The sequence below is a fragment of the Streptomyces daghestanicus genome (genome assembly GCF_020521275.1).
GTDB classification, from domain to species: domain Bacteria; phylum Actinomycetota; class Actinomycetes; order Streptomycetales; family Streptomycetaceae; genus Streptomyces; species Streptomyces griseoviridis.
Genome location: NZ_BNDX01000002.1, coordinates 798,579 through 810,734 on the forward strand (window position 1 = coordinate 798,579; position 12,156 = coordinate 810,734).

The 12,156-nt window shown below is 74.6% G+C and carries 9 protein-coding genes and 2 pseudogenes; 3 read left to right on the forward strand and 8 right to left on the reverse strand.

Annotation, left to right across the window (positions count from 1 at the left end; translation table 11 throughout):
• Nucleotides 1–151: 151 nt before the first annotated feature.
• The 3 genes from Sdagh_RS03865 to xylB form a co-directional block, all read right to left on the reverse strand.
• Complete coding sequence (locus Sdagh_RS03865) at nt 152–751, reverse strand: N-acetylmuramoyl-L-alanine amidase (protein WP_190011033.1); 600 nt, start codon at nt 749–751, stop codon at nt 152–154.
• A 639-nt stretch (nt 752–1,390) separates the two neighbouring features.
• Nucleotides 1,391–2,599 carry an ROK family transcriptional regulator gene (locus Sdagh_RS03870; protein WP_189421567.1) on the reverse strand — a complete coding sequence of 403 codons (1,209 nt, stop codon included), beginning with the start codon at nt 2,597–2,599 and terminating at the stop codon, nt 1,391–1,393.
• Between the two features lie 93 nt (nt 2,600–2,692).
• A complete protein-coding gene (gene xylB, locus Sdagh_RS03875) occupies nt 2,693–4,123 on the reverse strand; it encodes a xylulokinase (protein WP_190077890.1) in 1,431 nt (476 codons plus the stop codon).
• Between the two features lie 189 nt (nt 4,124–4,312).
• On the opposite strand from xylB, the gene xylA reads away from it, so the two are divergent.
• Nucleotides 4,313–5,479: a xylose isomerase gene (xylA, locus tag Sdagh_RS03880; protein ID WP_226534507.1), complete on the forward strand. Its 1,167-nt coding sequence runs from the start codon at nt 4,313–4,315 to the stop codon at nt 5,477–5,479.
• Nucleotides 5,480–5,618: 139 nt separating this feature from the next.
• Here the strand turns inward: xylA and Sdagh_RS36635 are convergent.
• Nucleotides 5,619–6,990 (reverse strand): annotated as a pseudogene (locus Sdagh_RS36635) (SWIM zinc finger family protein).
• Between the two features lie 106 nt (nt 6,991–7,096).
• On the opposite strand from Sdagh_RS36635, the pseudogene Sdagh_RS03895 reads away from it, so the two are divergent.
• Together Sdagh_RS03895 and Sdagh_RS03900 are read left to right on the forward strand one after the other, a co-directional pair.
• A pseudogene (locus tag Sdagh_RS03895) lies at nt 7,097–7,332 on the forward strand (hypothetical protein); the annotation flags it as partial.
• Between the two features lie 267 nt (nt 7,333–7,599).
• Nucleotides 7,600–7,782 (forward strand): tail-anchor membrane protein, encoded by a 183-nt coding sequence (locus tag Sdagh_RS03900; RefSeq protein ID WP_190078389.1) that lies wholly within the window; start codon nt 7,600–7,602, stop codon nt 7,780–7,782.
• A gap of 35 nt (nt 7,783–7,817) precedes the next feature.
• On the opposite strand, the gene Sdagh_RS03905 is transcribed toward Sdagh_RS03900, so the two are convergent.
• The 4 genes from Sdagh_RS03905 to Sdagh_RS03920 all read right to left on the reverse strand — a co-directional run bounded on the left by Sdagh_RS03905 (nt 7,818) and on the right by Sdagh_RS03920 (nt 12,098).
• Entirely contained in the window at nt 7,818–8,705 is an 888-nt protein-coding gene (locus tag Sdagh_RS03905; protein WP_190078388.1) for a hypothetical protein, read from the reverse strand.
• A gap of 415 nt (nt 8,706–9,120) precedes the next feature.
• A complete protein-coding gene (locus tag Sdagh_RS03910) occupies nt 9,121–9,720 on the reverse strand; it encodes a class I SAM-dependent methyltransferase (protein WP_190078387.1) in 600 nt (199 codons plus the stop codon).
• A 40-nt stretch (nt 9,721–9,760) separates the two neighbouring features.
• Nucleotides 9,761–11,203 (reverse strand): MFS transporter, encoded by a 1,443-nt coding sequence (locus Sdagh_RS03915; RefSeq protein WP_190078386.1) that lies wholly within the window; start codon nt 11,201–11,203, stop codon nt 9,761–9,763.
• Between the two features lie 52 nt (nt 11,204–11,255).
• Nucleotides 11,256–12,098, reverse strand: coding sequence for an SAM-dependent methyltransferase (locus Sdagh_RS03920; RefSeq protein WP_189422497.1), 843 nt, complete (start codon nt 12,096–12,098; stop codon nt 11,256–11,258).
• Nucleotides 12,099–12,156 lie beyond the last annotated feature (58 nt).

Below are 12,156 nucleotides of genomic sequence, written 5' to 3' on the forward strand. Positions count from 1 at the left end.
GCGGGTGGACCTCTCTGGGACGGGGGAGTCAGACGGGTGGGAGCGCTCCCATCGCTATGTGGGGGACTGTAAGAGTTGACCATGTTCCTGACAAGGCTCTGTGCGGGGAGGAACGGAGCCGGACCTCGTTCCGTCGTCGCTCCGGCCGCTGTCACATGAAATTGACCAGTCGGATGTAGCGGGACCAGTCCCACAGGGGGCCGGGGTCCGTGTGGTCGCTGCCCGGCACCTCGTGATGCCCGATGATGTGCGCGCGGTCCTTGGGGATGCCGTATCTGGCGCAGATCGCCGCGGTCAGTGCCGCCGAACTCTCGTAGAGTGCGTCGGTGAAGTACGCCGGTCTGTCCACCCAGCCCTCGTGCTCGATCCCGACGCTGCGGGTGTTGTGGTCCCAGTTGCCCGCGTGCCAGGCGATGTCGGCCTCGCGGACGCACTGGGCGAGGTGCCCGTCGGAGGAGCGCACCACGTAGTGCGCGGACACCCTCTTCTGCGGGTTCTGGAAGATGGCGAGGGTGTCGGCGTAGGTCTCCTGGGTGACGTGGATGACCACGTGGTCGACGGGGTAGGCCGTCGGCCGGCTGGACTTGGTGTAGTTCGATCCGCTGGCGGGCTGCCATTCGGCGGTCGGGTGGTCCACGGCCCGTGACCGCGCCGCGGCCGGGGCGCCGGACAGCAGGGCGGACGGAACGGTGGCAAGGGCGGCGGCGGCCAGGAGGCGTCGTCGGCCGGGGAGCGGTCGTACTCGTTCCATGAGCGGTCACCTTCCAGTGCTTCGGGGTGGTCGTCGGATTCCAGTGCTTCGGGGTGGTCGTCGGAGGGGTGTCGGAGGGCCGTGCGCGGGCGGTGCGACAGGGGCGGCCGGGCAGTGTGCCCAGGGTGGCGCGCGCACCGGTGGGAGCACGGTCACGACCCGGTCCCGCCCCCGGACGGCGGTGGGTCCGGCGTCCGTGTCCGCCGTCCTCGCGGCGGTCGCCTTCCGCGTGAATCACGGTACGGCGAAAGCGGATCGGAGCCATGGGCGCGCCGGTACGCGGTGGAAAACTGGCCGATTGTGGATAACTCCGCCACTCGATCGAGTGAGGGCCGGCGGTGTGGCGGGATAGAGGGCAGGCCGTTCCTGCGCGAGGTCCGTCGGCCGCGTGCGGTCCCGAGCCCAAGGCCCGCCGGTCGCGCGTAGGACCGGGCGCGAGGAGGTGAGCCTGGCGGCGCGCGCGAGCCCGCGACGGTCTGGGGGGCCGCGTCCATGTCCGAGAGGGTGGCGGCGGTCGGTCCCGAGGCCCGCCGGCCGTGCAGGACCGTGTGCGTGAAGGAGAGCCCCCGGCGGCATGTCCGCGCGAGCCCGCGACGGTCTGGGGAGGGACCGCCGCTCCGGCCGAGGGCGCGGCGGTGGTCAGGTCCGCTCCGCCACCACCGCCGGATCGTCCAGCACGCCCCGGACCACGGAGTGCGCGGCGCCCAGCAACGGCCCCTGCGGCCCCAGCGCGGACACGGTCACCGGGCAGGCCGGGCCCGCGGTCCGCCGGGCCAGTTCGGCGCGGAGCGAGGGCAGCAGCCACGGCGCCAGCTCGGCCAGGGCGCCGCCCAGCACCACGCTCTCGGGGTCCAGCAGGTTCACCGCGCCGGTCAGCGCGATGCCGAGCGCCGTACCGGCGTCGGTCAGGGCACTGCGTACGCGCGCGTCGCCCTGTGCCGCGCGGTCCGCGAGCAGGCCGACGCGGTTCTCGCCCGGTTCCAGACCGGACGCGCGCAGGACGGCCTCCTCGCCGGCGTACTGCTCCAGGCAGCCGCGCCCGCCGCAGGCGCAGGCGGGCCCGTCGGGACGGACCGGAACATGCCCCAGCTCACCCGCGAAGCCGCGGGTGCCGCGCAGCAGCCGTCCGTCCACGACCACTGCCGCGCCGATCCCGATCTCGGCCGAGACGTGCAGGAAGTCCCGGGGTGTGCGGTCGTCGAGCCACAGTTCGGCGAGGGCGCCGAAGTTGGCCTCGTTGCCCACGGTCAGGGGCATGTCCACGGCCAGCAGGCCGCCGAGGTCGATGTCGTGCCAGTCGAGGTTGGGGGCCCGTACGACGGTCAGGGCGTCCCGCGCCACCAGTCCCGGGACCGCCACGGCCAGCCCGGCCGGCCACAGCCCCTCGGTCTCGGCCTCGCCGACGACCTGACGGACCAGGGCGGTGAGCTGTTCGAGCACCGGCCCGGCGGCGCGGGCCCGGTCGCGGACATGGCGCACCGCCCGGGACCGGACCCGACCCCGCAGGTCCACCGCGCACACCGCGAGATGGTCGACGCCGATCTCCGCGCCGATCCCGGCCGGACCGCGCGAGCTGACCGCCAGCGCCGAACCCGGGCGCCCCACCCGTCCGGGCCGCTCGGGTCCCAGCTCCTCCAGCAGGCCCCAGCGGACGAGCTCGTCCACGAGGGTCGACACCGCCGCACGGGTCAGCCCGATCCGGGAGGCGACGGCGGCCCGGGACAACCGGCCCTCGGCGCGGACCGTGTGCATCACCCGGGCGAGATTGCGCCGGCGCATGCCTTGCTGGGTGTCCGGCGACGGGCGCCCCGGACCGGCCGGGTGCGCCCTGTGCGGCGGTGCGGTCATGCCTCCTCGGTCCCTGTCCGTGCGGTTCTCGTGCCCGCCGCCACCGTGCGTGCCGGTGGACGGCCCGGTCGGTGCGCCCGGTCGGCGGGCGCCCTACCGGTCCAGCAGAGGGGCCGCGTCGGAGAGTACTCCGGAGATCCTGGCCAGTGTCGCCTCGTCCCGTTCCACGGCGTCGAGCACCGGCCCGGCCGCCGTGTTCCAGCGCCGCGCGACCGCCGCCGCGTCCTCCCCGGTCAGCAGCGCGGCCGCCTGCGCCGCGGCGCCGAGCGCCACCAGCTCCCGGGCCTCCGGGATCTGCACCGGCCGCCCCGACAACCGTCGTACGGTCTGCTGCCAGGCGTTCCCGCGGGCGCCGCCGCCGATCAGCAGCAGGGGGGCGGCCGGGTCCGCGTCCGCGTCGAGGACCAGGTCCAGCGCGCCCAGCAGGGCGTGGACCGCGCCGTCGTAGGCGGCCTGGAGCAGCTGGCCACCGGTGGTGTCGTGCCGCAGCCCGTGCAGCAGCCCGGAGGCGCCCGGCAGGTTCGGGGTGCGCTCGCCGTCCAGGTACGGCAGCACCGTGACGCCGGTGCCCGGCTCGACGGCCTCCCGGTCCAGGCCGAGCAGCGCGGCGATCCGGTCGACGGCGAGCGTGCAGTTCAGGGTGCACGCCAGCGGCAGCCAGTCGCCGCGGGCGTCGGCGAAACCGGCCACCGTGCCGGTCGGGTCGGCGGTGCGGTGCCGGGACACGGCGTACACCGTCCCCGAAGTCCCCAGGCTCATCACCGGCACCCCGGGGCGGATGCCCAGGCCCAGCGCGGCGGCGGCGTTGTCACCGGTGCCGGCGGCGACCAGGGTGCCCGGCGCGAACGGCAGGTCCTGGCCGTCGCGTACCGTGCCGGCGACCTCGCCGGGGCGCACGATCCGGGGGAGCAGCGCCGGATCGAGCCCCACGCGCGCGAGTGTCTCCTCGTCGTACGCCTCCGTCCCGGCTGCCCACCAGCCGGTGCCGGAGGCGTCACCGCGGTCGGTGGTCCCCTCACCGGTGAGACGCTCGGTGAGGTAGTCGTGGGGGAGGCGTACGGCCTCGGTGGCGCGGACCGCGTCCGGTTCGTGCTCGGCCAGCCAGGCCCACTTGGTGACCGTGAACGAGGTGCCGGGCACGCTGCCCGTGCGCTCCGCCCACGCCTTGGGGCCGCCCAGTTCCTCGATCAGGCGCCGTGCCTGTGGCGCCGAGCGCACGTCGTTCCAGAGCAGGGCCGGGCGCACCGGCTCGCCGTGCGCGTCGAGCGTCACCAGGCCGTGCTGCTGCCCGCCGACCGACACCGCGGCCGCCTCGCGGGCCGGCTCGCCGCACTGGCGCAGGGCCTCGCGCAGGGCGTCCCACCACTGACGGGGGTCGGTCTCGCGGCCCGCTCCGGACGACACGGTGTGCGGGGCCTGGCCGCTCGCCACGACCCGGCCGGTGGCCACGTCCACGACCAGTGCCTTGGTGGACTGGGTGGACGTGTCCACGCCGACGACGAGCGGACCCTCGGCTGCTGACATCGGGCTACTCCCTCTTTCCGCGGCTCTGCGCGATTCCGGCCTGGGGTGCTGCGGGTGTCCGGGCCGCGAGGGCACGGACATCACTCCTCGGACACACGGAGACACCGGGTCTCTTCCCAGGACTGCGTCCGCATACTAATTTGTAAAGTGCCATGACGAAATAGTCGCAAGCGAGCAAGGAGCCGTGGCATGAGCTACCAGCCCACTCCCGAGGACAGGTTCACGTTCGGTCTGTGGACCGTTGGATGGCAGGGCAGGGATCCGTTCGGGGACGCGACGAGGCCGGAGCTTGATCCGGTGGAGTCGGTGCGGCGTCTGGCGGAGCTGGGCGCGTACGGGGTGACGTTCCATGACGATGACCTGATTCCGTTCGGGGCGTCGGAGTCGGAGCGTGAGGCGCGGGTGAAGAGGTTCCGGCAGGCGTTGGACGCGTCGGGCATGAAGGTGCCGATGGCGACGACGAACCTGTTCACGCATCCGGTGTTCAAGGACGGTGCGTTCACGGCGAACGACCGGGACGTGCGCAGGTTCGCGTTGCGCAAGACGGTCCGCAACATCGATCTGGCGGTGGAGCTGGGTGCCGAGGTGTATGTGGCCTGGGGCGGGCGTGAGGGTGCGGAGTCCGGTGGGGCGAAGGACGTGCGGGACGCGCTGGAGCGGATGAAGGAGGCTTTCGATCTGCTGGCGGAGTACGTGACCTCGCAGGGGTATGAGCTGAGGTTCGCGATCGAGCCGAAGCCGAACGAGCCGCGGGGGGACATCCTGCTGCCGACGGTGGGGCACGCGCTGGCGTTCATCGAGCGGCTGGAGCGTCCGGAGCTGTTCGGGGTGAACCCGGAGGTGGGGCACGAGCAGATGGCGGGGCTGAACTTCCCGCACGGGATCGCGCAGGCGCTGTGGGCGGGCAAGCTGTTCCATCTGGATCTGAACGGTCAGTCGGGGATCAAGTACGACCAGGACCTGCGGTTCGGGGCGGGGGATCTGCGGTCGGCGTTCTGGCTGGTGGATCTGCTGGAGTCGGCCGGGTACGACGGGTGCCGGCACTTCGACTTCAAGCCGCCGCGCACGGAGGACATCGACGGGGTGTGGGCGTCGGCGGCGGGCTGTATGCGCAACTACCTGATCCTCAAGGAGCGGGCGGCGGCGTTCCGTGCGGACCCGGAGGTGCGTGAGGCGCTGGCGGCCTCGCGGCTGGACCAGCTGGCCCGGCCGACCGCCGAGGACGGACTGGCCGGGCTGCTGGCCGACCGGTCGGCTTACGAGACGTTCGACGCGGAGGCCGCCGCCGCCCGGGGGATGGCCTTCGAACACCTCGACCAGCTCGCCATGGACCACCTCCTCGGCGTCCGCTCGTGATCGAGCGCACGCGCGCGTGCCGGGACGGTGCCCTCGTGCGCCGTCCCGGCGGGAGCGGCCCGGCTCCCGGCTGACCGTCATCCGGACTCGGCACGCGGACCGGTGGCCGGCCGCGTCGAAGCGGTGGAGGCCCCCGCGCTCACCCACCGCTCCCGATCAGGGCGACGAGGACGCGGGGGCACGTCGCCGGCACAGAACGCGGACGGCGATCCCGTCGCGGACGCGGCCGGTCGTCGGCCCCGGCTGCCCGCGCGGCCGACGCCAGCGCGGTGGGCGGGTCCCGTGCGACCCGCCGGCGGGTATCCACCGGCCGACCTCCTCGCGGTACGGCCACCGTCTCCCGTCCGCGTCCAGGCGGAGCCGGAGCGGCTCCCCGTCGGCCGTCCACCGGTTGGCCCGCGCCCGCGGCGACGGCCGCTCGTCCTCGTCCCAGCCGGCTCCAGGGCGGTACGCGCGCGTGCGAGCGCCCGGCCGGACACCTCCCGCTCCTCCTCCCGTACGGCCAGTGCGCCGGCCCCGCCGAGCCGCCACGCGCGGACGGCCGTCGCTAACCCGAGCCGATCCCGCCCCGCGCCGTCCGCCAGGCGGGCCGTCACGGTGCCGGGCCCGGCGTCCGCCCTGAGCGACCTGGCCTTGCCGGTTCCGGGCCCCCTCTTGCCGGCTCACGTCGCTCCCCGGAAGGTCCCGGACGGTCTCCCACCGGTTCCGGAGCGTCTCCCGCCGCCAGGCGTACGGCATCCCGCGTAACGGACACCCCGCGTTCCAGGCGCCGCTCCCCGCGTCCGGCGGCCAGGGCGTCGGCGAGCAGGCGCCGGCCTCCGAGGCGGCCCTTGACGCCAGGAACGCCAGCGCCGCCGGGTCGACCCCGGGGCCGGGGGCGGTGTCCGTGTCGAGGGACGGCGCCACGCCCGGCTCGCCGGGAACACCGGGAAGCTCCGGCAGCGGCGGCACCGTGTCCGAGGCCGCGTACGCCGCTGCGGCGTCCACCCCCTCGGCGTCGTCCCCGGCGGCCGGCGCCGCCCGCGCCCGGAGGGAGTCGCGTACGGCCCGTCCACCCCGTCCCCGCAGCAGCGGGAGGACGAACGGGTCCTCGTCCAGCAGCCGCGCCACCTGGCAGCACAGCGCGACACTGTGCCCGCAGCGGTCCCCAGGCGCCGCAGTCGCACTCCGGCTCCGGATCACCCGTACCGGGCAGGAGCCCGACCCCGGCGGCGGCCGCGTCCTCGGCCAGACGCGGAGGCATCTCCTGGTCGAGCAGCGCGGCGGCATGGCCCGCCCGCTCGACCGCCATGCCGAAGAACCGGTTCCACCGCTCCGCGGACAGCACCGCCAGGAGGACGTCGGCGCGGTGCCCCCTACCCTCCCGGTCCCCGACGACGCCGTGACCCGCCCCGGGCGTACCGGCACCGCGCCGACCGCTCCCGCGCGGGCGAGCCGCCGGCCCGCGCGCACCTGCCCGGCGTTGAGCACCGACTTCTCCAGCGCCCGCACCCGGGCATGGCCCACCAGATGCCGGCGAAGCCCCGGCCCTGGGGGAACCGCGGGGTGAGGCGTGATGCCCCGGTACGACGGTGACCTGGAGCGGACCTTCGCCGCGGCGCCGCCCGCGCGGCGGCGCCCGTGCTCCCGCTGTCGCTCAAGGCGGGCCGGCACCGGGCGCGATGCCACCCGCGCGGAGCACGTCGTGCACCACGACCGCTGGTGGAACCCGGCCGTCGAGGCGCGGGCCGACGCCCGCGCCCACCTGCACCGGCCGGACCCGGCCGGTGCAGGTGCACCGCCTGGTGGCCGAGGGGGCGGTCGAGGACCGTATCGCGGCCTTGCCGGACCGGAGGCGGGAGCCGGCCGACGCGGATCGGCCGGCTCGGCGCCCGTCGGCTCGGTGCAGGCCGCCTCGCCGCCGCCGAGGGCCGTTCTTCAGGTGCTGCGCCTCGTCCGCCACCACCGGGCTCCACGGCACCCCGGCGGGCCGGCGCGCGTCCAGGCGCATGCGGGGATGTCCTCTCAGGGGGACTCAGGGTCCGCTCTCAGGGGTGTCTCAGGGTCGCGGCAGGAACCGTGGCGGACGCGCGTCCGTTTTCACGACAGAGAGCGGCAGTGGCCGCGGAGGAGGCGACACCATGTCGAAGAACGCCAAGATCGCCGCGGGGGGTGTGGCGGTCGGGCTCGTCCTGTGGATCTGGCTGCCCTGGTGGGCCGCCCTCCTGATAGTCCTGGGCGTCCCCGCCGCCGCATACCTCGTGCTGGACCCTTCGCAGCGGCGCCGGCTGCGTCGGGTCAGCCGCAAGGAGCTGGGCCGCTGACCGCCTGACGTGCGGATGGGGCCCGGCGCGGTGGCTCAGCCGGGGCGCACCGCCATCGCGTCGAGGGCCTTCAGCAGACCCGGCAGCTCCGGCCCCCGGCCCACCGGCAGGACCTCGCCGGGCTCCTCGTCGAGGAGGACGAAGGCGATGTCGTCGGTCCGCGCCACGAGCGACCAGCCCGGCCCGTCGGCGCGCAGCGTGCGGGCGTCACCGGCGGCGAACGACGACCGGACCCGGCCGAGCGGCGGCGGAGTGCCGATATAGGCGCGGGCCTCCGCGAGCACCCGCCGGATGCCGCCGTGTCCGTGCGCCGGTGCCTCGCGCGGGGAGCTGTCACCCCCCTCGGCGCCGGCCCGGCTGTCACGTTCGTCCTCGCCGGGAGCGACCGGCCGGCCCTCGTGCGCGTCGCTGCCGGTGGCGAACTCCGAGTCGTCGATCTGCTCCCGCCACCGCGTCCACCGCAGCGCGATCTCGTCCGCTCCCAGGCGCCGCTGGGCCGGTCCCCAGACGGTCGTGTCGGGCGGCGACAGCGGGGGCCGGTCGGTGGCCTGCGGGCCGGGGTCGTGCGGCGCGGGAAGGCCCGGAGCTGCCACGGCGACCGTGAGGGGCCAGCCGGGCAGCGCGGTGACGACGGTCCGCTCGTCCGGCGAGAGGTCGTGCTCCATGCCGCAGTCCCAGGACGCTATGGCCACCGCGACCAGCGACACATCGTCGACCACGACCGTCCACCGGGCTCCGGAGCCGTCCTGCCCGAGCACCAGGCCGTAACCGTCCGCCGCGGGAGGGAGACCGAGAGCCGAGCACGCCTCCGGGTAGTCGTCGCCCAGCACGCTCGGGAACTGCGCGGGGGTCAGCAGCACCGCCGTGAGGACACACAGCGCCTCGTCCTCGGCGGTCACGGCGTCCTCGTCCGTCTCGGCCATCCCAGCCTCCCCATCGGTTCGACCAACGGCGGACACCCTAGGCCCTGCCGCCGGCTTCCCGCCTGCCGGGCGGCGCCCCGCACGCACTCTCGCCGCACCGGCCCCCGACCCGAGTACATCCGGTACGAGGGCCGGGGGCCGGGGCCGGCACGCCGAGAGCACGCACCTGACGCCGCCCGGCCCGCCCTCCGGGCGGCGGACGACGGGAGTTCGACGACCGGACCCAGTGGGGCCGGAAGCCGCTTGTCACGACCGACCGCTCCCGCCCGAGGCGGGGCCGTCCGCGTACACGGGCACGGCTCGCCCTCCCCGACCGGGTTCCTCCGGCGTTCTCCCGCCCGCCGCGTTCACCGAGCGCCCGGGGCGAGGCGGCTCCCGGCAGCGCACCGACGGCCACCGGTACGGTCCCACCGGCTCAGCCGTCGAGGACGGCCAGGGCCAGGAAACGGGTGTCCTCGTCGGCGTACGACGTCATGCGCCACCTCGCGGCGGCCAGCAGGGGGCGCAGATTGGGCTCCGCGCGCAGGTCGTCCGGAGCGAGCCGTCGCCCCTGACGGGCGGCGAGCGCGGCTCTGCCGATCGGATGGAACACCGCCAGCACACCGCCCGGCCGCACCACGCGCGCCAACTCGGCGAGACCCTCTTCGGGGCGGGGCAGATGGGCGATGAGTCCGGCGGCGAACACCGCGTCGAGGGACCGGGACCGCAACGGCAGTCGGCAGGCGTCCGCCAGCAGCAGTCGCCCGTCCCGGTCCCTCCCGGCCCGCCGGGCGGCCCTCAGCATGGCCGGGGTCAGATCGGCCCCGATCACCACCCCCGAGGGACCCACGGCCGCGCGCAGCGGCGGCAGGGCGCGGCCGGTTCCGCACCCGGCGTCGAGCACCCGGTCCCCGGGGCGCAGCCCCAGTTCGGCGACGGCCCCGGTGTAGGCGGGACCGTCATCGGGGAAGCGGCTGTCCCAGTCGGCGGCGCGGACGGAGAAGAACTCCTGGACGTGTGCGTGGTCGTCGCTCATGCCCCGCATGCTTCCGCATGCCCGCCGTGAGGGACACCGGTCACGCGGTCGCCGGACTCCGCGGCGACCTGGGCAGCAGCACGATCAGGGCCATGCTCACCACGACGGCCACCCCCGACCCGAAGAACGCGCTCGCATAGCCCGAACTCAGCGCCTCCAGGCCGGTGCCCTCCCGATCGGTACGGCCGGCGGCGAGGGACGACAGGACGGACAACCCGAGCGCGCCGCCCATGGTGCGCGAGGTGTTGACGAGACCCGCGACCACCCCGGCCCGCTCCGCGGGCACGCCCGTCGTGGCGAAGACCGACTGGATGGTCATCATCAGCCCCGCGCCGAACGAGAACGCGATGCCCGGACCGAGCAGGGTGACCAGGAAGGTGCCGTCCGCCTTCAGGGCGGCCTGCCAGAAGAAGCCCGCCGCCGTCAGCGCACCGGCGAGCGCGAGGAGCGTGCGTCCGCTGATCCAGCGCGTGATCCGGGGTGCCAGCTGGGCGGAGAGGATGACCGCGAGGGTGTGCGGCAGCAGGGCGAGCCCGGTCTCCACGGCCGAGTACTTCAGCACGTTCTGCATGTACAGCGACAGGAAGTACCACATCGCGTAGAAGGCCATGCCGCTGATCACGGTGATGGCGTTGGCCACGGACACCGAACGCACGCGGAACACCCCGAGCGGGGTGAGCGGTTCGGCCGCACGGCGCTCCACCGCGAGGAACGCCCCCAGCGCGACGACGCCGAGGAGCAGGAAACCGAGGGCGCGCGCCGAGCCCCAGCCGTGCGACTCCGTCTGGGAGATGCCGTAGGCCAGGCTGCCCGCGCCGAGCGTGGCCAGGACGGCTCCGGGAACGTCGAGCCGGCCCCGGCCGGCCTTCCCGGCCCTGCCCCCCGTCAGCCACACCGCGGACGCCACGATGACGATCAGCCCCAGCGGAACGTTGATGAGCAGGACCCAGCGCCAGGAGAGGTAGTCGGTGAGCAGGCCGCCGATGACCCCGCCGGCCGCGCCGCCTCCGGTGCCCACGGCCGTCCAGGTGGCGATGGCACGGACGCGTCCGGTGCCCTCAGGGAAGGTGGTGGTGAGGATCGTCAGGGTGGCGGGGGACAGCACGGCCGCGCCGACGCCCTGCACCGCGCGGGCCGCGATCAGCATCCCCGGCGAGGTCGCCAGCCCGCCCAGCAGGCTGGCGGCCGTGAAGATGCCGAGTCCGAGGATGAACACGCCCTTGCGTCCGAACAGGTCGGCGGCCCTGCCCCCCAGTAACAGGAACCCGGCGAAGGTGATGACGTACGCGTTGACCACCCACTGGAGGCTTCCCTCGCCGATGTCGAGCCCCGCGCGGACGGACGGCAACGCGACGTTGATCACCGAGACGTCGAGGACGACGACGAACTGTCCCACGCACGCGGCGAACACCACGATCCACGCGGTGCGGCCGCCACGGCGCTCGGTTTGGACGGGACCGGGTTCGGAGGTCATGTGTGACATGGGTGGCCATTGTGCCGACGGCTCGCGGGCCGAGGGCTATATCCCGCCACCCTCAAAGGCCGGGCCGCACGGCCACGACGAGGAGGTGGCCGAACTCCCTGACGTCCGTCATGTCACCCGGGTTGAACTGCTCGACCAGCTCGCCGCCGTAGTCGGCGGCCAGTTGCCGCGCGGAGCCGCTGATGCGCGCGGACAGTTCGATGAAGGTGCGGCGCAGGGTGGGCTCGCTGATGTCGGTCAGCTCCTCGAACCACAGTCCGGCCTGGCGCAGCAGGGGCGGATAGTCCTCCGCCTGGACCATGGTCATCATGAATTCGCGCAGGTACCGCTCGACAGCGGGCCGCCCCGAGTCGGGGATCGGCGCGCGTTCGAAGAAGTCGGTGAGCACGAGCCGTCCGCCCGGCCGGAGCACCCGGGCCACCTGGCGCAGGACCTGAGCGCGGTCGGGCATGTGGATGATGGACTCAAGGGCGATCACCGCGTCGAAGGAGCCGTCGGCGAACGGCAGGTTCATCGCGTCGGCCCGTTCGAAGCGGACCCGGTCCGTCAGGCCGTGGTCGGCGGCGAGCGCCGTGGCCCGTTCGACCTGCTTGTGGCTGATGGAGATGCCGGTGACGTCCGCGCCGGTGCGGCCGGCGATCCGCAGGGCGGGGCGGCCCGTGCCGCAGCCCAGGTCCAGCACCCGGGAGCCGGTGCCGAGGTGCAGGCGGTCCGCCATCAGATCGGTCAGCCGGTCGGTCGCCTCGTCCAGCGGGACGGGACTGTCCGGGCTGTCCCAGTACCCGAAGTGCAGGTTCTCGCCCAGCGTCGCACTGCCGAGGTCGGTATAGCGGTCGTACAGCCGGCCGACCTCGTCGGGGACGGGCAGGGTGGGCGGGGCGGGCTGCTGTGCCATCGGGTGCCTTTCTGGTCAGGCGGGTGCGCGGTCAATCGTGAGCGGACCGGGGGAATCC

Excerpts from the sequence above, each read along its gene's own strand:
- Sdagh_RS03865 (WP_190011033.1), bottom strand. The coding sequence starts at position 751 with ATGGAACGAGTACGACCGCTCCCCGGCCGACGACGCCTCCTGGCCGCC.
- Sdagh_RS03870 (WP_189421567.1), bottom strand. The coding sequence starts at position 2,599 with ATGACCGCACCGCCGCACAGGGCGCACCCGGCCGGTCCGGGGCGCCCG.
- xylB (WP_190077890.1), bottom strand. The coding sequence starts at position 4,123 with ATGTCAGCAGCCGAGGGTCCGCTCGTCGTCGGCGTGGACACGTCCACC.
- xylA (WP_226534507.1), top strand. The coding sequence starts at position 4,313 with ATGAGCTACCAGCCCACTCCCGAGGACAGGTTCACGTTCGGTCTGTGG.
- Sdagh_RS03900 (WP_190078389.1), top strand. The coding sequence starts at position 7,600 with ATGTCGAAGAACGCCAAGATCGCCGCGGGGGGTGTGGCGGTCGGGCTC.
- Sdagh_RS03905 (WP_190078388.1), bottom strand. The coding sequence starts at position 8,705 with ATGGCCGAGACGGACGAGGACGCCGTGACCGCCGAGGACGAGGCGCTG.
- Sdagh_RS03910 (WP_190078387.1), bottom strand. The coding sequence starts at position 9,720 with ATGAGCGACGACCACGCACACGTCCAGGAGTTCTTCTCCGTCCGCGCC.
- Sdagh_RS03915 (WP_190078386.1), bottom strand. The coding sequence starts at position 11,203 with ATGTCACACATGACCTCCGAACCCGGTCCCGTCCAAACCGAGCGCCGT.
- Sdagh_RS03920 (WP_189422497.1), bottom strand. The coding sequence starts at position 12,098 with ATGGCACAGCAGCCCGCCCCGCCCACCCTGCCCGTCCCCGACGAGGTC.